Raw genomic sequence first — 21,330 nt, 5'->3', positions numbered from 1 at the left:
ATTACGAATTTTCCATTTTGCCTTCAAATAGCCCCAAATCACTTTGGGGCTTATGCTTTTTTTCCTCTTGAAGCTTCTAGCATGTCCCACATTTCTTGAGGAATCTTATCAAGATTATTAAATTCTCCAGCTCCCATAAGCCACTCGCCTCCATCAATGGTCATCACCTCTCCATTCACATATGCAGAGAAGTCGGAGACCAAATAGGCTGCCAAATTGGCTAGTTCCTGATGCTCACCTACTCGTCCGACAGGCACCTTCTTCGCTGGATCAAATTTCTTCACCAAATCTCCAGGCAATAACCGACTCCATGCTCCTTCTGTTGGAAAAGGTCCAGGAGCAATGGCATTGGATCGAATCCCGTATTTGGCCCACTCAACTGCCAAGGATCTCGTCATCGCCAAAACGCCAGCTTTAGCAGCCGCTGAAGGAACCACATATCCAGAACCAGTCCAAGCATAAGTGGTTACAATATTTAAGAATGTCCCCTTTTGTTTCTTCTGAATCCAATCTTTACCCGCAGTAAGTGTGACCTGAGAGGTACCTTTAAGCACAATATCCAGGACCGTATTGAAGGCATTCGTAGATAGTCTTTCGGTTGGGCTAATAAAATTACCAGCCGCATTATTCAGTACCACATCAATGGAACCGAGTTCTGATATGGCATTCTTCCACATTGCCTCCACTTGATCTATATCTCGGACATCACAAGCCAGCGCGACTACTTTACCGCCCTTGGCACTCATCATTTCCTTTGCAGTTTCTTGCAGGACATCCAATTTTCGTGAGGTTATCACCAAGTTTGCTCCTAACTCTAAAAAATATTCACCCATGGATCTACCTAGGCCTGTTCCTCCACCGGTAATTAAAATATTTTTGCCTTTGAGGGCACCTTCCTTAAGCATTCCTTCTGTGTAACTCATATGTTTTATTTTGAGATGGCTTCGAAGATATGAAAAACGGCGCAGTAATTGAAAGCTAATTTTGGGATTAGAACAGAAGAAATACTTGTAATTTAAATTGAAATGAAGATTAAAAATTGGATTTGGATTTTGATCCTTTGGATGATCGGGTGTGGAGAAGAAGATGATCAAAACCTGAGAACTGATCTTCCAACAGAGGCTCAGCAAATTTTTTCAGTATCAAAAATCCAAAATGAACATCTTTTTCTTGCCTTGACCACTTGGGAGGAGTTTACTTCAATCGATCCTTCTTCTTTACCCGGATGTCCAACTTTGGTCTTAGAACAAGAATCAAAACGTGTAACCCTCAACTATTCTAAAGCCGAAGACTGTGAAGGGAGCCAAGTGCGTACAGGTAGCATTGTTTTAGATTTGGCCTTACAAGAATCCGGAAGCCAAGAATGGTTTGTGGAGTTCGCCAACTACAGCTATGAAGGAGATACTTTAAAGGGAATAAAAATTTTTAAAAAGATTTCAAATCAGGTCATAAATCAGTCATTTGAAAACCTAAAAGTGACATCAGCCCAAAATGCAAGTTTTGTACTGCAAGGCGAACTCACCCATACCAAACCTCCAATCATTGGCCCTTCTGTTTCTTTAATCTCTACTAAAGGTCAAATCACGGGGAAAAACCCTATCGGCAGATCAGTTTCTATGAATATCACCGAACAGATTTTAAGTGTACGCTCTTGTCAATTAAGTCAAAAAGACCTCCCTACATCTGGTAGTGAAACTTGGGAAATAGAAAGAGGAAATAGAAATAGCGTTTCCCATAGGCTTTCTTATGAATCTACAGGAATCTGTGAAACCGTTGCCAAAATGCAGTTGTCAGATGGGAGAGTCCTCATCTTGAATCCATAAAAAAAGGGGCCAAAAGCCCCTCTTAATTTTTTTAGATTTCTTAGTATCTGTAATACTCCGGCTTGTAAGGGCCTTGTACTTCTACGCCAATATATTCGGCCTGATCAGAAGAAAGCGTATCCAATTCCACCCCAAGCTTTGACAAGTGAAGTGCTGCCACCTTTTCGTCTAGGTGCTTTGGAAGCACGTAAACTCCTGGCTTATAATTTTCATGATTTTCCCAAAGTTCCAGCTGAGCCAAGGTCTGGTTTGTAAATGAATTTGACATCACAAAAGAAGGGTGACCTGTAGCACAACCTAGGTTCACAAGTCTTCCTTCAGCAAGTACGATGATCTGCTTACCGTCTAAATCGTAAAGGTCAACCTGAGGCTTGATTACATTTTTAGTAGAACCATAGTTTTTGTTCAACCATGCCATATCGATTTCATTATCGAAGTGGCCAATGTTGCAGACGATCGCCTTATCCTTCATAGACTTGAAATGCTCCGCACTGATAATATCCTTGTTTCCAGTTGCTGTTACAATGATATCTGCTTCTTTCACAGCATCAGCCATCTTTTTCACAGCGAAACCATCCATCGCCGCTTGAAGCGCACAGATTGGATCAATTTCTGAAATGATGACACGTGCTCCTGCGCCTCTTAGCGAAGCTGCAGAACCTTTACCTACGTCGCCATAACCAGCCACTGCGGCTACTTTTCCTGCCATCATCACGTCGGTAGCTCTACGGATCGCATCCACTAGAGACTCCTTACAGCCATATTTGTTATCAAACTTTGACTTAGTCACCGAGTCATTCACATTAATGGCAGGCATTGGAAGCGTTCCATTTTTCATGCGCTCATATAATCTATGCACTCCAGTGGTCGTTTCTTCAGAAAGTCCTCTGATACCAGAAACTAATTCTGGATAGTGATCAAGCACCATATTAGTCAAGTCACCTCCATCGTCAAGGATCATGTTCAATGGCTGTCGATCTTCACCAAAAAAGATGGTTTGCTCGATACACCAATCAAACTCTTCCTCAGTCATGCCTTTCCATGCATAAACTGGGATGCCAGCTGCTGCAATAGCTGCGGCTGCGTGATCTTGAGTAGAAAAAATATTACAAGAAGACCAAGTAACATCTGCTCCAAGAGAGGTCAATGTTTCAATCAAAACTGCGGTCTGAATTGTCATGTGAAGGCAACCCGCAATTCGAGCACCTTTTAAAGGCTGTGAAGGACCAAACTCCTCTCTCAAAGCCATTAGACCTGGCATTTCTGCTTCAGCCAATAAAATTTCTTTTCTTCCCCACTCAGCAAGGGAGATATCTTTTACTTTGTACGGAATGTACTTCGCAGATGTAGTTTCTGACATGATCAGTATGTATTAGATTAGTAATTTCTATGAATTCGAATGCAAAGGTATCGCATTAATCTCGGAAGTGAAAATATGCGCTTCACCATAGGAATTGTAACTCCTTAATTCCGAATTGGTTTTTCTCCCCTTTATCCGTTTCGAGCAAAAGGTGTCCCTCTTTGCTCACTCCGGTTATCTTTCCTTTGAACCTTCCATCTTCTGTTTGATAGGATTTCCATTGATCAAATTGAAACATATGCCTTTCAAATTCTAATCGTATCACTTCCAAATTTCTCTTTTTCAATTTGAGATAGCCCTGTTCGATCTGAGTGACTAGTAATTGTAAAAGTTCTTTAAGTTCAAAAACACTTCCTGTCATGCTTTTCATAGAAATGGCGCGATCTGGAAGACCCGTAATTTGATTGACGTTTATTCCAACGCCAACCACTGCATATTCCCAACCCTTGGCACCAAAGACATTTTCAATCAGAACTCCACCGATTTTACCGCAATCCGGAATCACCAGATCATTGGGCCATTTTACTTTTAACTCCGGCAAATACTCAACAAGCAACGATCGTATACTATTAGAAACCATCATGTTGAGATAAAATTGCTCCGAGATATCCATGAATTTCGGACTCAGAATCAATGAAAAAGTCAAATTTTGACCCGCTGCAGTTTGCCAGACATTACCTCTTTGCCCTTTCCCTTTAGTCTGATTTTCGGTAATCACCAAAGTACCCTCTGCAGCCTGTCGATTTTTGATAAGTTGCAGTGCAATGTCATTTGTGGAGTGACACTCTGGCAGAAAATGGACATCTTTCCCTAAAAAAATCGTGTTGGCAAGGATTTTATACATAAATTTTGTGTCCGTTGGAATGATTGATAAATCCAACTCAAATTTAAAGTTTTAAAATGACAGCAAATCAGCTGAGCAAAATTATCATCAAAGGAATGGAGGAAAAAAAAGCTTCCGACATTGTATTGATGGATCTCAGAAAAGTAAAAAATTCAGTGACAGATTTCATGGTCATTGCCTCCGGAAATTCGGATACACAGCTTGAAGCCATTGCAGACTCCATCGAGGAAGAGGTGATTAAAGCTGGAGAATCCAAACCTTGGAGAATCGAAGGAAAAAATAATCTTCAGTGGATCATTATTGACTACGTGAATGTGGTAGCACACCTTTTCCTTCAAGATCAAAGAGAGTTTTACGGACTGGAAGAATTGTGGGGAGATGCCAAAGTCACCCGAATCCAATCTTCGCGCAAACTTTAGACCTCCTTTAGCGTTTTAGCATAAGTTTATAAGTACAGAATTGAGAAAATGAGCGACAAAAAAAATAAAAAATTCGTCCCAAAGACGCCACAACAAAAACCTAACTTCCAGATTTGGTTGATAGTAGGTGCAGTGGTGGTATTGCTAGGACTTACATGGATTCAGCAAAGAAATTCAGTAATCGATATTACTAAAAACCGCTTTGAGCAGATGTACAAGGATGATGACATCGCCAAGGTGACCATAATCAAAAATATGGATCGGGTAGATATCAGTCTGAAACCATCTGCCCTGAGCAAACAGAAATATAAAGACGAGCTTGAGGCCAATTCGGCATTTTATGACCCAAGTGGGCCACATTACTCCTTACAATTAGCTTCCAAGGAAACTTTCGCAGATGATTATGCAGCTCTGGAAGAAACCAGGCCCGAAAGTGAAAGGATCGGCTATTCAGTAACTACTGAGGAGAATTGGACAAGTTACTTCGGTAGCTTTGGTTTCCTTATCCTATTATTTGTATTCTTCTGGTTTATGATGCGTAGAATGTCCGGACCATCGGGTCCTGGAGGACAAATTTTCAACGTTGGTAAATCCAAGGCCCAATTATTCGATGCTGAGAATAAAGTCAAAATTACTTTCGATAATGTAGCTGGACTTGACGAGGCAAAAGAAGAAATTCAAGAAATCGTAGAATTCCTGAAGAACCCAGGGAAATTCACCAAACTAGGAGGTAAAATCCCTAAAGGTGCACTCTTGGTAGGACCTCCGGGAACGGGTAAAACCCTCTTAGCAAAAGCAGTGGCTGGAGAAGCTGGTGTCCCCTTCTTTACCCTTTCAGGATCTGATTTCGTGGAAATGTTCGTAGGTGTTGGCGCAGCTAGGGTGAGAGACCTCTTTAAGCAAGCCAAAGAAAAAGCACCTTGTATCATTTTTATTGACGAAATTGATGCGATTGGTCGATCGAGAGGAAAAGGACAAATGCCCGGCTCCAACGACGAGCGAGAAAACACATTGAACTCCCTTCTAGTGGAGATGGATGGATTTGGTACAGATACTGGAGTTATCGTAGTCGCCGCAACCAACAGACCAGACGTCTTAGATAGCGCTTTGTTAAGACCAGGACGATTTGACCGTCAGATCTCTATTGATAAGCCAGACATTGTGGGTCGTGAAGCTATTTTCAAAGTACACTTGAAACCAATCAAGTCTTCTGACGATGTGGATGCAAAGAAGCTTGCTGCTCAGACTCCTGGCTTTGCAGGTGCTGAAATTGCGAATGTTTGTAATGAAGCCGCGCTAATCGCCGCAAGAAGAAACAAGACTGCAGTAGATATGCAGGACTTTCAAGATGCAGTCGATCGAGTGATTGGTGGTCTTGAGAAGAAAAACAAGATCATTTCTCCAGAAGAGAAAAAAATTGTAGCCTATCATGAGGCCGGCCACGCAGTAGCTGGATGGTATTTAGAGCATGCAGATCCATTGGTGAAAGTAAGTATCGTTCCTCGCGGAGTAGCTGCCTTGGGTTACGCCCAATACCTACCGAAGGAACAATTCCTGTATCAGACCGAACAGCTTATGGACGAAATGTGCATGACACTGGGAGGCCGAGCGGCGGAAGAAATCATCTTTGGTAAAATCTCTACAGGCGCTTTGAGTGATCTGGAGAGAGTGACCAAAATGGCTTACAGCATCGTCTCTATCTACGGGATGAATGACAAGATTGGAAATGTATCATTCTACGACTCAAAGAGTGATGGGTATAAGATGACCAAGCCTTACTCCGAGACCACTGCGGAAACGATCGATGAGGAAGTTCGAAAGCTAGTTCTATCTGCTTATCAGCGTACCATAGCCCTTTTGAAAGAACGAAAGAGCGAATTGGAAATCTTAGCTCAGGAACTCCTTGAGAAAGAAATCCTATTCCAGGCTGATTTGGAAAAGCTTATCGGAAAGCGACCATTCGATAGGGAGACAACCTATCAGGCGTTTACAAACAAAACAGAAAAGGTGAAGGATGTAAAGGCTGAGGTAAAAGAAGCAACCGAAGAAAAACCGGTAGACACCAAGGGTGCTGAAGCAGAACCGGAGGTGCCCGAAATCGAAGTCAAGAAAGACTAATTTTCAAAGCCCCATTTTGGGGCTTTTTTTATTTTCAGTGGCTAACCTATCTTTAGGCATGAGTAAAACCCCGTTGGAGATTTCCCTAGAAGGTAAGCGATTGTATTTCGCATCGGATTTTCATTTGGGGGCTCCAGATCCTGAATCCTCCAAATTAAGAGAGAACAAAATCATCCACTGGCTCGATGAAATTTCAGATTCAGCAGCCGCCATTTTTTTGGTAGGAGATATTTTTGATTTTTGGTTTGAGTATGGACAGGTCATCCCAAAGGGTTTTTTACCCTTTCTTTCAAAAATCACGGCTCTAAAAAGTCAAGGTGTTCCAATTTACTTTTTCACAGGAAACCACGATCTCTGGATGAAGGACTACTTCACTCAAGAGCTTGGAATCCCAGTTTTTCATGAGCCCATCGAAGTTCTTTGTGAGGGAAAAAATCTCCTTATTGGACATGGAGATGGACTTGGGCCTGGCGATCATTCATACAAATTTCTGAAAAAAGTATTTACCAATCCCGTGGCTAAGTGGCTTTTTCGCTGGATGCATCCCGACATTGGGATCAAAATCGCAAAAGCTTGGTCCGGTCATAGCCGTGTGGCCAATCTGGAAAAGGACGAAGGAAAGTTTCTGGGAGAGGATGAATGGCTTTGGCAATATTGCAAAGAAGTCGAAATAAAAACACACCACGACTATTACATTTTCGGCCATAGGCATTTGCCTTTAGAGCTTCCTGTAGGTGAAGCTTCTACCTACTTCAATCTTGGAGAGTGGGTAAGTCAGTACACTTATTTGTATTTTGATGGAGTGAAAGGTGAACTCTTGAAATTCGAAAAATGAAAAGTGGTCTCTCGGCATTTGCTCTGATCATTCTTTTCGCTTGGGAGGCTAAAAGTCAACAATCCCTGCCGGACCCAATCGCTGAAATCCCAGTTGAATACTTGGATTTGGTTTCTTTGGATACCAAAGACCAAATCTTTGTATCCAATACCTCTGGTGATATTTACCTTTTTGATTCGGAAGGAAAGCAAATCAATTTATATTCCCCAGAGAGACAGGGAAGGCTTGATCAACTTGAGGCATCGTGGACAGTAAATATTTTTTCATTCTCAGCAGATCTTCAGGAGTACCGAATTTTCGATAGGTTTTTGAATCCACTTGCAGTGAAGGGCTTTTCGCAAAGTGAAATAACCTTGGCCAAAGCCGCCACACTGGGAAACAATAATTTGGTCTGGGTTTGGGATGAATCAGATCTCAGTCTCAAGTCCCTTGATTATCTACGGAGTCTGATCATCCAAAGTCAACCTCTTAATCTGATTTTGAGCAATAATGACCTTAGGGTAAGCGAAATCCGAGAATTCAAAAATCGACTTTTTATGAACATTCCCTCTGAAGGGATTTTTATGTTTGATAATCAAGGCAATCTTATTCAAAAAATTAGTTTGAAAATTGACCAGAAGCTGTGTTTCTACAAGGAATACCTTTTTTGGATTCAAGGAGAATACTTAATGGCCTTTTCGCTTTCTACTCAGGCAATCTTAAAAATGGCTCTTTTACCCAATCAAGAATTTGAATACTTGCAGATGGGCCAGACTCGGATGACCTTGATAGGAAAAAATAAAATCACGCTTTATCCATTGCCTTTTTGGATTCGAAATTTAAGATAAAGAAAGGCGATCTGAAAATTCAAATCGCCTCCACTTTTATAGGATTACTTCTCCTTTAATTGATTTTCACCAATTCAATATCGAATATTAGATCTTTCCCCGCCAACTGATGATTGGCATCCAAAGTAATTTTCTGCTCATCTACATGCGTTACAGTCACCGGCATTGGCTGGCCATTTCCACCCTGCAAGGTCAACTGAAGTCCAACTTCTGGCTTAATATCAGCTGGTACTTGCTCGATCGGCACGTCAATAAGCATGTCATCTCTGCGCTCGCCATAAGCCTCCGCAGAAGGTATAGTTACGCTTTTCTTATCTCCAACAGCCATTCCATGTACAGCAGCATCAAAGCCCTTAATCATATTTCCATCGCCTACGGTAAAGCCTAGGGGCTCACGTGATACAGAGGAATCAAAAACGCTTCCATCTTCTAATTTTCCCGTGTAGTGCACCTGAACGGCATCGCCTTTCTTCGCTTGCATAATTGTATTGTTTTTTTGTGAAGAACAAAGGTATGGATTATTCATGGAGACCAAAAGTTTAAACCAAAAGTGTGCGTTCATGTGATAAAAGTGTACGATTTTGCACACAATCATCTCCAAAATCCCTCTCAAAGGCGTATATTCGGCTTGGCATTGTTTTGCTTACTAGTACTTAAAAACAACAACCATGGAAAGTCAAAATCTGGGAAGAATCCTAATCATTGATGATAACGAGGATCTACTTTTTGCTGCAAAAATGCTTTTGAAAAAGCACGCTAAAGAGGTCATGATTGAAAAAGATCCAAGAAGGATTCCTTTTTTGGTGAATAACAACTCATATGACGTAATTCTTCTAGATATGAATTTCCGAGAAGACACCACTTCGGGAAAAGAAGGGTTTCACTGGCTAAAGGAAATCAAGGCTATTGATCCATCCGCTGTAGTAATTCTCATCACCGCTTTTGGAGATGTGGAAATGGCGGTTCAAGCTTTGAAAGAGGGAGCCACTGATTTTATTCTAAAACCTTGGCAAAACGAGAAGCTTATAGCCACGCTATCTTCGGCAGTTAGGCTAAAAGAAAGCTATAATGAGGTAGAAAAACTGAATACAAAGCAGCGCCAACTCCAATCTGATCTCAAAAAACCATATTCGGACATTATTGGACAAAGTGCCTCGATGAAGAATATTTTTTCTATCATCGACAAGGTGGCACAGACCGATGCCAACATCTTGATTCTTGGTGAAAATGGTACAGGAAAGGAGCTTATCGCCCGAGCCATTCATGATCGATCCATGCGAAAAGACGAGATTTTCGTGGGAGTGGATATGGGAGCCATCACAGAAAGTCTCTTCGAAAGCGAGCTTTTTGGACATAAACGAGGCTCTTTTACCGATGCAAAAGAAGATCGCGCTGGACGTTTTGAAGTAGCAGATCAAGGCTCACTCTTTCTAGATGAAATAGGGAACCTATCGCTGCCCTTGCAGTCGAAGTTACTTACCGTCCTTCAGAAAAGAGAGGTGACTCGAATCGGTACCAATAAGCCTATTCCAGTGGACATCCGATTAATTTGTGCCACCAATATGCACCTGCATGAGATGGTTATGGACAATACTTTCCGCCAGGATTTGCTCTACAGAATCAATACGGTGGAAATTTTCCTTCCCCCTCTTCGAGAAAGAACAGATGACATCCCGCTGCTTGCCAATCATTTTCTCAAGACGTATGGTCAAAAATACCGCAAGACCTTCGAGGGATTCACCGATGCTGCTATGGATCTCCTTCAAAAATACCCTTGGCCAGGAAATATTCGTGAACTTCAGCACGCTATCGAGCGAGCCATCATTATGGCTGAAGGGGATAAATTAGATTCCAGAGATTTCTTTTTCCTTTCGGCTAAACCAGCTTCGGACAAGGCCCCAACTTCCACCACACTCAACCTTGATGATATGGAACGTACTACCATACAGCGGGCCATTGACAAGAATGGAGGTAATATCTCTAAGGCTGCCAAAGAGCTCGGATTGACCCGGGCATCACTTTACAGAAGATTGGAAAAGTATGGACTATAAAGTGGGCATGCTTGGGAGGATTGCCCTTTTGGCAGCTTCCCTTTTCGGATTGGCGTACACCATCTTTGATTCATGGGGAGGCTTTATTATTTCCCTATTTCTCGTGCTGGTTATCATCCAAATCGTATTTCTGCTGAGGTACTCCGAAAGCTCATTTAAAAAAGTTCGAGTCTTTTTAGACAACATAAAAGAGGATAAGTACAGCCAGCTTTATCCTGTCAAATTTGACGGAACCGAGACAGATGATCTCCATATTGAGTTTAATGCCATTTTGGCGAAGCTGAAAGAAGATCAATCCGAAAAAGAAGCGAGCTCTCAATACTTCAAATCGGTATTCAAACATTTGAGCATAGGACTGATCACATTTGGCGAAAGCGGAGAAATCCAACTCATCAATACTGCTGCAAAGCGAATTCTCAGTGTCACGGAACTGAAGAATATCTCAGAAATCGAATCCATCAACAAGGAGTTGAATTTGGCGATTTCCAATCTGCGCACAGGTGGAAGTGAGTTGATTAAAATTGCACATCCTGATGGGATCATGCAGCTATCGGTGTATGTCATTGAGCTTTTGATGCGGGGAGAGAAATTCAAATTGGTATCCCTTCAAAACATCCAATCCGAACTGGAGGAGAAGGAAATGGAGGCTTGGCAAAACCTGGTAAAGATCTTGACTCATGAAATCATGAACTCAATCACCCCAATTTCCTCTTTGGCTGGCACCATACGGGAGGATATTCAATCTAAACTCGAACACATCGAGCGAATCAGCCCACAGGATATGGAAGACTATCTTATGGGAATCAATACTATCGAAAAAAGAAGCGAAGGGCTCACAAATTTCGTGTCAGATTTTAGAAGCTTAGCCCACATCCCAGCGCCTAAATTCACCAGTATCTCCATCTCAAAGCTTTTTGACTCACTTGAGGTACTTCTTCATCATCAACTTGAAAAACAGAATATTACCTTAAGAAAAGAACTCAACCCTTCCGAACTCATTCTTTTTGGGGACCAAACTCAAATCGAGCAAGTTCTTATCAATCTAACCCAAAATGCCATTCAAGCACTAGAAGATTGTGATGAGAAAGAAATCAGGCTGTGTGCATTCATCGATGAAGCCGGTAAGATTATTTTGGAAGTAAAGGACAGTGGAAAGGGAATTGATGAAGAGGCATTGAGCAAAATTTTTATTCCTTTTTTCACCACAAAGAAGAAAGGATCTGGCATTGGACTAAGCCTATCCAAGCAAATCATGAGACGTCATAAAGGTAATATTCAAGTCAAATCTATTCCGGGTGAAGGAACTACCTTCAAATTGATTTTTAACGGTTGAGGATTTAGTTTTTTGAAGATTGTTCGTAGCTGAAACTTCTTACCTTAGAGACTATACTTTTCTTTTTCTTGAAAATAATGGTCAAAGCCCTCATCCCTCAAAAATTAAGGCAACTAATCAAACTTCGGGTTTATTCCGGAAATACCTACCATTGTCCTATGTGTGGCTACGACTCCAAAAGCCTCTATTCTTTGGGACATGACTTACCGATTCTTGAAGAAAAAGAAGTGGTGGGTTCAAAGCGTAGAGATGCAGGCTGCCATAGTTGTCGATCCACAGATCGAGATCGGCTTGTCTTTGTTTTTCTGAAAGAAAAACTCCAGATTTTTCAAAATAAGGAAATAAAGATTCTTCATTTTGCCCCGGAAAAGGCACTTTCAAAAGTATTGTTCAAAACTGGTTTTGAAGAGTACGTTTGTGGTGATTTGTTTACTGAAGGATATTTCTATCCAGACTACGTCCGTAACATGAACGTATTAGATATCCCATTTGGAGAAAATTACTTTGACCTGATTATTTGTAATCATCTTTTAGAGCATGTGCCGGATGATCGAGCTGCCATGCAAGAACTCTTTCGGGTGTTAAAACCAGGAGGCAAAGCCATTTTACAGGTTCCTCTTTCTTTGAATTCAGAGAAAACAGATGAGGATTTTACTTTGACCAACCCTTCAGAAAAAGAGCAGCGATTTGGACAGTTTGATCATGTCAGGATTTATGGTCAAGATTATTTTGATCGTCTAGAAAGCGTAGGATTTAATGTGGAAAAGCATCATCTCTACAATGAATACCCCACTTATGGGCTTTCGATAGATGAGTTCATTATCCAAGGAGGAAAGTAACATTGCTTCAGTCTAGCAGCAGTTTCTCGAGAATTTCTTGTTCCTCGTACTTCTGAAAGTTTGCCCTCATCAGTAGTAGCGATTCTTTGACCTCTTTACTCTGCAGAAGCTCATGCATCTTCATATTGATGGCTTGAGGGGAATTACTCATCGCAATGGCTAAGCCTATTTTTTTGGATTTGATTCTCGCTAAAAAGCCATTTTGGTCGGTGGTTCCGAGACTGAAAGCAAGCATAGGCACCTCATAAGAAATACACTCATGAATGGTATGAAAACCTGCCGAAATCAATGCACAGTCCGCAAAGGGTAGGATTTGCTGCATGGGTACCCATGAAAAAAAATGTATGTTTTCTGGTAAGCTCCCTTCTGGTGGTTGACTTTTATCACCAAGTCCTACTATTACTTGGATCTCCTCTTCATATCTGAAGACTTCCACAAGCTTTGACAGAAATGTCTGCTCTATTGCCTTCAAAGAACTTAATGCACAATAAATAATTTTTTGATTTCTCTTTTTGGCATCATTAATAACCTTTTCAATCTGCCCTACCGTTTTAGAATCAACTGGATCCAATCGATCCTTAAAAATCATGGGCCCTACATAATACTCAGTTGGCCTTAGCTGATGTTCAAAATCCAATTCAGATGAAGTAATATGGAGCATCGGGATTTTTGAAAAGTACAAATAAGGCCCTGGAAGCAAGGTTCGGCTAAACAAGAAATTCCGAGTCCGTAATCCCATCGCTTTACTAAGCTTTATTAACAAGCTTCGCCGATCAGTGGAATTTTGCTTCAATCTTTGAACCCAAGCTTTAATCCAATGTTTGCTCCTTGAACTCAACCAACTCAAACGAACCATTAGGCCCAGGCCAGAAAAACCTTCACCAGGAATGATAGCTCTATTCGGAATAGGCAAATCCGAGTGCGTAGGAATTGGTAAAAAATGATTTAGAATAAGAACCTTTCGATCTAATGCAATGCAGGCCATAACGTAAATGGGGCATTCCAAATCAATCAAATAAGTGTCTCCGTTCAGATCATCAATTGCTTGTAAAAAAGACAAATGAAAATCCACCTCGAAGGACTTCGGGATTCCCATTTCCGGAAGTTTGTGAAAATCATAAGGGTATGGCTGAAGCCGATCACCAAGATCTGTAGCGGAGGCAAAAACCACCTCAGTTCCTTTCAAAGATAGCCTTCTGGCAATCTCAAGACTGGCATAAAATACCCCTCTGAGGCCTGAAATAACGATGACTACCTTCATGAATTTTCTAGAATAAAACAGGAATGATCAAGGTCAAAGTAACCCAAATTATCTTTCAAATGACAACTCGCCAAAAAGAAAAGCTCTCTTTATCCGATATAAAATTGACCGAATAATCATCTCCTGGATCATAAAAAAAGTCCGATTCGTTTGAATCGGACTTCAATTATTTAATTGTCTTTGGGCTTATCTCGTTGCATTTCGATCATATCCACAGGAGGTGGAGTATTATCACCCAATAAATGTCGAGTGAAATAGTCTCCCATTTTCCAGAAGAAATACTCTCGCATCGAACCATAGCCATGTCTCTGGCCTGGTAGTATCACAAATTCAAAACGCTTACCGGCTTTGATCAAAGCTTCTGCCATTCTAATCGTACCTGCAGGATGTACGTTATTATCCACATCTCCCGTAGAAAGCATCAAATGTCCTTTAAGATTAGCGGCTAAGTCCGGATTCTTCTCGATTTGGTACACGAAAGTGGTGTCTCCTTTTGCAGAGATCTCTTCTTTCACGCCGTGATGTTTTTCTGACCACCAACGGTTGTAAATATTGTTTTCATGATTGCCTGCCGAGGAAACCGCCACCTTAAATACGTCAGGATAAACTAGCATCGCTGCTGTGGACATAAAACCTCCACCTGAATGCCCATGGATACCTACTTTTGATCTATCTATAAAATCAAATCGATCTGCCAATTGATCTACTGCAGCTTTTTTATCCGCAAGCCCATAATCTCTCAAATCCCCATATCCATAGTTATGGTACCACTTCGAGCGGGAAGGATGTCCTCCCCTATTTCCTAAAGTGACCACTACAAAACCAAACTGCGCCAAACGATCGGTTCGGTCCATATTAGCACTAAAGGACTTGTCAACCGCTTCCGTTTGTGGGCCTGGGTAAACGTACTGCACCAGTGGATATTTTCGAGTGGAGTCAAAGTCAAAAGGCTTGTACATCACTCCGTACAGATCCGTGATTCCGTCGTCAGCCTTAAACTTGAAAGGCTCTGGAAATTGAAATCCAGCAGCAAAAAGCTGGCTCAGATCCGCTGTCTCCAGTTCCATAACTTTGTTACCGTTACGATCCAGAAGAACTGAAACTGGTGTTGTATTCACACGTGAGTAAGTATTGACTACGAAATTTGCATTATCGTTTACAGACATTTGATGATTAAAATCTCCTGGATTCAGCAAGGAAATCGCTCCACCTGAAAGGCTTACGCTATACAAATGCTCATAATAAGGATCCTCACCTTTTTCGCGACCGTTGGCAGCAAAGAATAATCTACCATTTCGCTCATCCACTCGCTCAACACCAGCTGTATGAAATGGCCCTGAAGTCAGTTGTCTCTTCAGAGTCCCATCTTTCCCATATAGGTAAAAATGTCCCCATCCGTCTCTCTCTGACCACCAGATGAGCTCTTCACCATTTTTGATAAGTTTAGGCTCAATAAAATCGATATATGTGTTGCTTCTTTCCTCAATGACCACCTCTTTGGTATTGGAGGCTAAATTCCAACGACATACATCCACTCGCTTCAGGTCTCTTGAAGTAATTGAGAAATACACTTCATCTTCGTCACCCAACCAGAAAGAGGGTCTAAAATCATCGTCACGACTGCTGATCGGATAGTCCTCGGACCATACACCCACTGTCTGATCTTTAAAAGTGGCAATAGGAAGCTGTCGCATTTCCTTGCTTTCGAAGGAATAATGGAGTAAATCAGTTTTGGGTTGCTCCTTTTCGCCAGGCATGGCGTATTTGTAAGTTTCCAGAGTGGGTCTAGGATCACGGGTATTGTGAATCACCCAAAGATCTTTCACTGTGCGTTGATCTGTTCGGGTCATTACAAACTCATTCCCAGCCTTATTCCATAGCACCCGCACGGGCTTGCGATCATCCTTTGATTTTTCTGCCTCCACATTGTCATCCCCTCTTCCATCGTAGGTGTAGGAGTAATTTTCTTCACCGTTGGTGGTGAGTTGAATCTCCACAATCGTACTATCCTTTTCATCTTTTACGGCCTTAAGAAAATTAGCTTTATCCATCATATACAGATTGTGGTTTCGCACAAAAAGTACCCGCGATGAATCAGGTGCAATATTAGCCCAAGAAAGACGCTTTGGATCTTTTTCAGCGTCTAGCATTTCTACAAGCTGCTGGTTACCAATGGTATATCTGAAGAAAAAGGTCTTTTTTTCCAATGAGTCCTTGGCATTGCTATTCTTTTCTTTGATCTCTGCCCAATCCTTCTTCATGACCATTTCTGTGGAGCTTTCTACCTCAAATCGAATAGCATTCTCATCTTCCAGAAACTTCAGATTGTTCAACTTCAAGTGTTGACCATCATAAGGATCCTTCACCACTTTGGTGATTTCAGCCGCCAATTTGTCTCGATCAAAAAGTGGAGTTTTGGTCTTTCTGCTAGGGTCTACTACATACCAGTTTCTGCCTTCGCTCGTTTCATATTCGTACCAAAAGCGGTCGGAATTCTTCATCCAATGCGGGTCTACACGGGTTGAAAAAACCATTTTCCGAATCTTGTCTGGAGAGAAACGAGAGGCAAGCTCATAGTTCCCAGAATAGCTTATTTCCTGAGAGTATCCTGTGCCCACCAGGAGTATCATCAAAATTAAAGTGTTGATCTGTTTCATTTCAAATTAGTTTGGATCAAAACTAATTCAAACCTCCTTCGCACACCAACCACTTGTATAAATGTGGGCTGAAGATCTTATTGGATTTCGGATCAAATGAGACCCCACAAATAAGAATAAAGGACGTACTCGACATGATTTTTAACCTAACTCTAACATTCAGATCATTTTGTAAGCAAAACTTCCCCGATTGATAGCAAAAACTTAAAAACTAATAGTTTAAATAGCCCATTAGCTGGTCAAGAGCGCTCCCTCTACTGAGGTCGGGTACTGTTATAATTCTTCGGATAGGATAAATGGTCGATTTCATTTCTAGAGGATTACCATGTCCGTAGAAAGAAGATCCAATTTCAGTAGAAGGTTATTTTACACTTCTCCAAAAAACTCCACATTTATTCAAAAATCCCTTCCTTTGGGCTTTATAATCGGGAATTGATACATTCGCTGCTTATCGCTTAGCCTATTTGTAGATGTAAGCAGAGAGAAAAGAATAACACAAAGCTGTTTCTAAAGATCCTAGGCCAATTCATAACCCATGAAAATATCCCTCTAATTATAAAACAATAACCTAGTTTTATATTTGCCAGGCCTTTTTTGCATGTTGAGGAAGAATCATAGTACATACGCCACCTACAAAATAGGTCAGATAATAGGTAAGCATCGTGAGAATCACGAAGGGGCTTTGCCACCAGTTCACATTCACCACTCTTCTATTTTTTAGCGTTCTTTGGATACATTTCCAAGAACGGAGCAAATACGTTTTGATGAAACTTATACGTGGATTGGATCTTTTAAATTCATTCTCGAAGAATTTCAAGTAATCATCCCTGCCTTCGGCAAGAGCTCTTGTAAAAAAATGGGAAACTCCATTCGGTGCAGGATGGGAGACACGAGCTCCATGATGTACATAAAATGGAATATGCTTCTCTCTCATCCTTTTCCAAAGAAGAGTATCTGCTCCTCTTGTCACACCCTCTTGCATTTCTGGATATGGATTTTGAAGCAATATGTTTCGGGAGACAAGAAAATTATTAGAGAAAATCAAATCTGTTGGGACCAGAGATTGACTTGAAGAAGGAAGTGGAAAAAACCAACAAAGTGCGAAACATTTCCCTATAAAGTTTGAAAAATCTATATAGGTCAAACCACTTACCAAACCATCGGAATGTTGATAATGAGCCTCTAGAAGTTTTGGTAGCCAGTCCTCCTCGGGAATCACATCACTATCCACCAATAGGACGGCTTGCCCTCGGGCTTCTTGAACACCTGTGTTTTTAAAACTAAAATAATGAAGCCCTTGTCGTTCAATGAAGTGAATACAATCTTGATTGAATTTTGATTCTGTTGGAATTTCCTTCAGTACAAATTTCTTGATGAAATCTTTTTTAACCTTGTTGGGGTCAAATACTATTATCAACTCAAAATCATCAGAAACTTTAACCGATTGCCTGTAAAGGGACGACAACATTAATTCAGTTCGACCTAATTCAGACATAAGTGCATTCTCCCATTCTAGGATCACAGAAATAAGCATTTGACTCGATTTTTAGAATTTCGAATATAAGTATCACTTTTTTGCATATCCTAAATGTCATTCGCTTTCTTCTCCAAAAAACTCCACATTTATTCAAACAGAATCCCTTCCTTTGGGCTTTATATTCGGGAATTGATAAATTCGCCGCTTATTGCTTAGCCTATTTGTAGATGTCAGCAGAGAGAAAAAGATTACGCGAAGACAAGGAGTTTAAAAAGCACTGGAAAAAATGGGGACCCTATCTCACCGAGAGGCAATGGGGAACCGTGCGCGAGGACTATAGCTCAGATGGATCTGCATGGGAAAACGTGACTCATGATGAAGCACGAAGCAAGGCATATCGTTGGGGGGAGGAAGGAATTGCAGGAATTTCGGATTATAAGCAAAAGCTTTGCATGGCTTGGGCCTTTTGGAATGGAAAAGATCCCTTTATTAAAGAGCGATTATTTGGGCTAACAGGTAATCAAGGAAATCACGGGGAAGACGTCAAAGAGCTCTATTATTACCTTGATTCCTCTCCAACTCATAGCTATATGAAGATGCTTTACAAGTATCCTCAAGCTGAATTTCCGTACCACGAACTGCAATACATCAACAGTCAGATCGGTAAATCCGCTCCTGAATATGAACTCATGGATACCGGTGTTTTTGACGAAGACAAGTACTTCGATATCTTCATTGAGTATGCCAAGCAAGACGTTGAGGACATCGTTGCAGTAGCGACTATACACAATCGTGGGCCAGAAGATGCTGAAATCTGGATCATGCCTACTATTTGGTTCAGAAAGACTTGGTTTACTGGACATGAGCCCTTCATGCCAAAAATCAATAAACTGACGGATAACTCGATGAAGGCCTTTAATCCAAAGTCGGGGAATTACACCATCACATTTGACGGTAAGCCAGAACTGAAATTCTGTGACAACGAGACCAATCGGGAACGACTCTACAAGATTCCAAATGAGAAGTCCTATTTTAAGGATGGAATCAATAATTACGTAATCACCGGGAATGAGAATCACCTCAATCCAGAAAACTATGGCACCAAGGCAGCTGCGATTTACAAAGTGACCATTCCGGCCGGAGGACAATATCAAGTCAAACTCCGGATGCAACACCAAGCGAGCGATAATCCCTTGGATATTTGTGATCAATGCCTCACCCGCAGAAAGAAAGACTCGGATGAATTTTATGCCCAGCTTCAAGAAGGTGTGGTAGATCCGGATTTGAGGAATATCCAAAGACAGGCTTTTGCCGGGATGCTCTGGTCAAAGCAATTTTACTATTACGATGTGGAGCGCTGGCTTGAAGGCGATCCTGGGAGATACAAACCGCCAGCAGAACGAAAAAAAGGACGAAATGGCAATTGGCGACATCTTCAAAACTATGACATCATCTCCATGCCAGATAAATGGGAGTACCCCTGGTACGCCGCATGGGATCTTGCCTTTCATACCATTCCTCTCGCTAGGCTAGACCCTGAGTTTGCCAAGGATCAGCTCCTCTTGCTGCTTAATGAATGGTACATGCATCCAAATGGACAGATTCCCGCATACGAATGGAATTTCTCCGATGTAAACCCGCCTGTCCATGCCTACGCCGTGGAGCGTGTCTATCAAATTGACAAAAAACGAAACGGTGGTAAAGGTGACCGAGAGTTTTTGGAGCGAGCCTTCCATAAACTCATGCTCAACTTCACTTGGTGGGTAAACCAAAAAGACAGCGATGGGAAAAATATTTTTGAAGGTGGCTTCCTAGGCTTAGATAATATTTCGGTCTTTGACCGTAGTCATGTTCAAAAATTCCATGGTAAACTCGAACAAGCAGACGCGACATCCTGGATGGCGATGTTTTCACTAAACATGCTTCGGATTTCCCTAGACCTATGCGAGTTTAATAAGGTTTATCAGTTCTCAGCGACCAAATTTCTCGAGCACTTCCTTTACATCGCAGGTGCGATGAATAACATTTCCAATGAAGGTATATCCCTCTGGGATGAAGAAGACCAGTTCTTCTATGATGTGTTGCATTTGGCTAGCAATGAGTCAAAAAAGATGAAAGTTCGATCCATCGTGGGTATCATTCCTTTCTTTGCGGTGGAGCCAATTCGGGAGGAGTTATTCAACGAGCTTCCTGAGTTCAAAAAGCGACTAGACTTCTTCATGCGTGAAAAGCCGGCCTTGGCGGCCTTAGTTTCCAGCTGGGTACAACCTGGATTGGACAAAAGACGACTCTTTTCACTACTCAGGGGACACAGAATGAAGAGCGTTTTGAAAAAAATGCTCGACTCAGATGAGTTTTTAAGTGATTTTGGAATTCGCTCCTTATCGAAATATCACCAAGAAAACCCCTATTCTGTAAATATCAATGGAGAGATTCTTTCGGTGAAATATACCCCAGGGGAATCAAACACACGAATGTTTGGCGGGAATAGTAATTGGCGTGGCCCCATTTGGTTCCCAATTAATTACCTGATTATCGAATCTCTCAAGCGTTTTGATTTTTACTACGGTGGTGACTTCTCCATTGAGCACCCCACAGGATCAGGAAATTACATGACTATGGATATGATTGCGAAAGAATTATCCCTGCGCTGTATGAAGATCTTTATGAAAGATAAAAAGGGACATCGACCTGCCTATGGAACCAATAAGAAGATGCAGGAAGACCCACATTTCAAGGATTACATCTTGTTTTATGAGTACTTCAACGGAGATTCAGGAGCAGGCCTAGGAGCTTCTCATCAAACCGGATGGACGGGATTGGTGGCGGAGATGATTTACAAATACTATCGTCCATCAAACGAGCGAATTCATCATGGCGCTGCTACCTTATTTAGAAGCTAATCGACTAGAAGCTGGGTGTGATGAAGTGGGCAGGGGATGCCTTGCCGGACCTTTGATGGCCGCAGCTGTGATCCTACCAGAGAATTACACCAACGAATGGATCAATGATTCTAAAAAGCTTTCAAAGTCGAATCGAGAACACCTAGTCGATGAAATAAAAAGCGCCGCACTTTCTTGGGCAATAGCCGAAGCCTCCGTTGCTGAAATTGACGAGATAAATATTCTCAATGCCTCATTTTTGGCAATGAAGCGTGCTGTTTTACAACTTAAAACTGAACCTGAGCATCTGCTCATCGACGGTAATCGTTGGAAATCAGACTTAAAAACCCCATTTACCTGTGTGGTCAAAGGAGACGGAAAATACGCCAGTATTGCCGCGGCATCTATTCTAGCCAAAGTCGCCCGGGATAAATTTATGGAACAGCTGTCTGAGGAGTTTCCATACTATGCTTGGGAAAGTAATGCAGGTTACCCAACCCGTGCACATCGCGAGGGAATTTTAGCTCATGGAGCTTGTATCTGGCATCGAAAGTCGTTTCGTCTGCTCAGTAAGCAAATGACTTTAGATTTATAAATAAAAAAG

17 protein-coding genes are annotated in these 21,330 nt (G+C 41.6%); 10 read left to right on the top strand and 7 right to left on the bottom strand.

Annotated elements, in window-relative coordinates; genetic code table 11:
* Nucleotides 1–50 precede the first annotated feature (50 nt).
* Complete coding sequence (locus ACFOSV_RS09465; protein WP_377905763.1) at nucleotides 51–923, bottom strand: SDR family oxidoreductase; 873 nt, start codon at nucleotides 921–923, stop codon at nucleotides 51–53.
* A gap of 102 nt (nucleotides 924–1,025) precedes the next feature.
* On the opposite strand from ACFOSV_RS09465, the gene ACFOSV_RS09460 reads away from it, so the two are divergent.
* Nucleotides 1,026–1,823 carry a hypothetical protein gene (locus ACFOSV_RS09460; RefSeq protein ID WP_377905762.1) on the top strand — a complete coding sequence of 266 codons (798 nt, stop codon included), beginning with the start codon at nucleotides 1,026–1,028 and terminating at the stop codon, nucleotides 1,821–1,823.
* Between the two features lie 40 nt (nucleotides 1,824–1,863).
* On the opposite strand, the gene ahcY is transcribed toward ACFOSV_RS09460, so the two are convergent.
* A complete protein-coding gene (gene ahcY, locus ACFOSV_RS09455) occupies nucleotides 1,864–3,183 on the bottom strand; it encodes an adenosylhomocysteinase (protein ID WP_377905761.1) in 1,320 nt (439 codons plus the stop codon).
* 82 nt (nucleotides 3,184–3,265) lie between these two features.
* Complete coding sequence (locus ACFOSV_RS09450) at nucleotides 3,266–4,027, bottom strand: biotin--[acetyl-CoA-carboxylase] ligase (RefSeq protein WP_377905760.1); 762 nt, start codon at nucleotides 4,025–4,027, stop codon at nucleotides 3,266–3,268.
* Nucleotides 4,028–4,083: 56 nt separating this feature from the next.
* Between ACFOSV_RS09450 and rsfS the strand changes: the two genes are divergently transcribed.
* The 4 genes from rsfS to ACFOSV_RS09430 are packed head-to-tail and all read left to right on the top strand — an operon-like array spanning nucleotide 4,084 to nucleotide 8,226.
* Nucleotides 4,084–4,446, top strand: a complete 363-nt coding sequence (gene rsfS / locus ACFOSV_RS09445) for a ribosome silencing factor (protein ID WP_377905759.1) — start codon at nucleotides 4,084–4,086, stop codon at nucleotides 4,444–4,446.
* A 48-nt stretch (nucleotides 4,447–4,494) separates the two neighbouring features.
* Nucleotides 4,495–6,564: an ATP-dependent zinc metalloprotease FtsH gene (gene ftsH, locus ACFOSV_RS09440; protein WP_377905758.1), complete on the top strand. Its 2,070-nt coding sequence runs from the start codon at nucleotides 4,495–4,497 to the stop codon at nucleotides 6,562–6,564.
* Nucleotides 6,565–6,622: 58 nt separating this feature from the next.
* Entirely contained in the window at nucleotides 6,623–7,399 is a 777-nt protein-coding gene (locus tag ACFOSV_RS09435; protein WP_377905757.1) for a UDP-2,3-diacylglucosamine diphosphatase, read from the top strand.
* Nucleotides 7,396–8,226 (top strand): hypothetical protein, encoded by an 831-nt coding sequence (locus ACFOSV_RS09430; protein WP_377905756.1) that lies wholly within the window; start codon nucleotides 7,396–7,398, stop codon nucleotides 8,224–8,226. Before ACFOSV_RS09435 ends, ACFOSV_RS09430 begins: the two co-directional genes overlap by 4 nt.
* A gap of 55 nt (nucleotides 8,227–8,281) precedes the next feature.
* Here the strand turns inward: ACFOSV_RS09430 and ACFOSV_RS09425 are convergent, their stop codons facing one another.
* On the bottom strand, nucleotides 8,282–8,707 hold the full coding sequence (locus ACFOSV_RS09425; RefSeq protein WP_377905755.1) for an FKBP-type peptidyl-prolyl cis-trans isomerase: 426 nt from the start codon (nucleotides 8,705–8,707) through the stop codon (nucleotides 8,282–8,284).
* Between the two features lie 187 nt (nucleotides 8,708–8,894).
* Between ACFOSV_RS09425 and ACFOSV_RS09420 the strand changes: the two genes are divergently transcribed.
* The 3 genes from ACFOSV_RS09420 (at nucleotide 8,895) to ACFOSV_RS09410 (ending at nucleotide 12,449) form a co-directional block, all read left to right on the top strand.
* Nucleotides 8,895–10,277, top strand: a complete 1,383-nt coding sequence (locus ACFOSV_RS09420) for a sigma-54-dependent transcriptional regulator (protein WP_377905754.1) — start codon at nucleotides 8,895–8,897, stop codon at nucleotides 10,275–10,277.
* Entirely contained in the window at nucleotides 10,267–11,610 is a 1,344-nt protein-coding gene (locus ACFOSV_RS09415; protein WP_377905753.1) for a sensor histidine kinase, read from the top strand. Before ACFOSV_RS09420 ends, ACFOSV_RS09415 begins: the two co-directional genes overlap by 11 nt.
* Before the next feature lie 77 nt (nucleotides 11,611–11,687).
* Entirely contained in the window at nucleotides 11,688–12,449 is a 762-nt protein-coding gene (locus tag ACFOSV_RS09410; RefSeq protein ID WP_377905752.1) for a class I SAM-dependent methyltransferase, read from the top strand.
* Between the two features lie 7 nt (nucleotides 12,450–12,456).
* Here ACFOSV_RS09410 and ACFOSV_RS09405 read toward each other — a convergent pair whose 3' ends face one another.
* The 3 genes from ACFOSV_RS09405 to ACFOSV_RS09395 all read right to left on the bottom strand — a co-directional run bounded on the left by ACFOSV_RS09405 (nucleotide 12,457) and on the right by ACFOSV_RS09395 (nucleotide 17,901).
* Nucleotides 12,457–13,710 carry a glycosyltransferase gene (locus ACFOSV_RS09405; RefSeq protein WP_377905751.1) on the bottom strand — a complete coding sequence of 418 codons (1,254 nt, stop codon included), beginning with the start codon at nucleotides 13,708–13,710 and terminating at the stop codon, nucleotides 12,457–12,459.
* A gap of 170 nt (nucleotides 13,711–13,880) precedes the next feature.
* Nucleotides 13,881–16,367 carry a S9 family peptidase gene (locus ACFOSV_RS09400; RefSeq protein WP_377905750.1) on the bottom strand — a complete coding sequence of 829 codons (2,487 nt, stop codon included), beginning with the start codon at nucleotides 16,365–16,367 and terminating at the stop codon, nucleotides 13,881–13,883.
* Nucleotides 16,368–16,941: 574 nt separating this feature from the next.
* Entirely contained in the window at nucleotides 16,942–17,901 is a 960-nt protein-coding gene (locus ACFOSV_RS09395) for a glycosyltransferase family A protein (RefSeq protein WP_377905749.1), read from the bottom strand.
* Nucleotides 17,902–18,071: 170 nt separating this feature from the next.
* Here ACFOSV_RS09395 and ACFOSV_RS09390 point away from each other — a divergent pair, with 170 nt between their 5' ends.
* Together ACFOSV_RS09390 and ACFOSV_RS09385 are read left to right on the top strand one after the other, a co-directional pair.
* Nucleotides 18,072–20,747 carry an MGH1-like glycoside hydrolase domain-containing protein gene (locus tag ACFOSV_RS09390; RefSeq protein ID WP_377905748.1) on the top strand — a complete coding sequence of 892 codons (2,676 nt, stop codon included), beginning with the start codon at nucleotides 18,072–18,074 and terminating at the stop codon, nucleotides 20,745–20,747.
* Complete coding sequence (locus tag ACFOSV_RS09385; RefSeq protein ID WP_377905747.1) at nucleotides 20,719–21,321, top strand: ribonuclease HII; 603 nt, start codon at nucleotides 20,719–20,721, stop codon at nucleotides 21,319–21,321. Before ACFOSV_RS09390 ends, ACFOSV_RS09385 begins: the two co-directional genes overlap by 29 nt.
* Nucleotides 21,322–21,330: the final 9 nt, after the last annotated feature.

Origin of the sequence: Algoriphagus namhaensis (assembly GCF_042649705.1) — a bacterium.
In the GTDB taxonomy this organism is placed as follows: domain Bacteria; phylum Bacteroidota; class Bacteroidia; order Cytophagales; family Cyclobacteriaceae; genus Algoriphagus; species Algoriphagus namhaensis.
This window is presented reverse-complemented; position numbering and strand designations above follow the sequence as displayed.

Coding starts and splice junctions, on each gene's coding strand:
- ACFOSV_RS09460 (WP_377905762.1), top strand. CDS start 1,026: ATGAAGATTAAAAATTGGATTTGGATTTTGATCCTTTGGATGATCGGG.
- ACFOSV_RS09385 (WP_377905747.1), top strand. CDS start 20,719: ATGGCGCTGCTACCTTATTTAGAAGCTAATCGACTAGAAGCTGGGTGT.
- rsfS (WP_377905759.1), top strand. CDS start 4,084: ATGACAGCAAATCAGCTGAGCAAAATTATCATCAAAGGAATGGAGGAA.
- ACFOSV_RS09430 (WP_377905756.1), top strand. CDS start 7,396: ATGAAAAGTGGTCTCTCGGCATTTGCTCTGATCATTCTTTTCGCTTGG.
- ACFOSV_RS09450 (WP_377905760.1), bottom strand. CDS start 4,027: ATGTATAAAATCCTTGCCAACACGATTTTTTTAGGGAAAGATGTCCAT.
- ACFOSV_RS09425 (WP_377905755.1), bottom strand. CDS start 8,707: ATGCAAGCGAAGAAAGGCGATGCCGTTCAGGTGCACTACACGGGAAAA.
- ACFOSV_RS09410 (WP_377905752.1), top strand. CDS start 11,688: ATGGTCAAAGCCCTCATCCCTCAAAAATTAAGGCAACTAATCAAACTT.
- ACFOSV_RS09405 (WP_377905751.1), bottom strand. CDS start 13,710: ATGAAGGTAGTCATCGTTATTTCAGGCCTCAGAGGGGTATTTTATGCC.
- ACFOSV_RS09415 (WP_377905753.1), top strand. CDS start 10,267: ATGGACTATAAAGTGGGCATGCTTGGGAGGATTGCCCTTTTGGCAGCT.
- ahcY (WP_377905761.1), bottom strand. CDS start 3,183: ATGTCAGAAACTACATCTGCGAAGTACATTCCGTACAAAGTAAAAGAT.
- ftsH (WP_377905758.1), top strand. CDS start 4,495: ATGAGCGACAAAAAAAATAAAAAATTCGTCCCAAAGACGCCACAACAA.
- ACFOSV_RS09395 (WP_377905749.1), bottom strand. CDS start 17,901: ATGCTTATTTCTGTGATCCTAGAATGGGAGAATGCACTTATGTCTGAA.
- ACFOSV_RS09390 (WP_377905748.1), top strand. CDS start 18,072: ATGTCAGCAGAGAGAAAAAGATTACGCGAAGACAAGGAGTTTAAAAAG.
- ACFOSV_RS09420 (WP_377905754.1), top strand. CDS start 8,895: ATGGAAAGTCAAAATCTGGGAAGAATCCTAATCATTGATGATAACGAG.
- ACFOSV_RS09465 (WP_377905763.1), bottom strand. CDS start 923: ATGAGTTACACAGAAGGAATGCTTAAGGAAGGTGCCCTCAAAGGCAAA.
- ACFOSV_RS09435 (WP_377905757.1), top strand. CDS start 6,623: ATGAGTAAAACCCCGTTGGAGATTTCCCTAGAAGGTAAGCGATTGTAT.
- ACFOSV_RS09400 (WP_377905750.1), bottom strand. CDS start 16,367: ATGAAACAGATCAACACTTTAATTTTGATGATACTCCTGGTGGGCACA.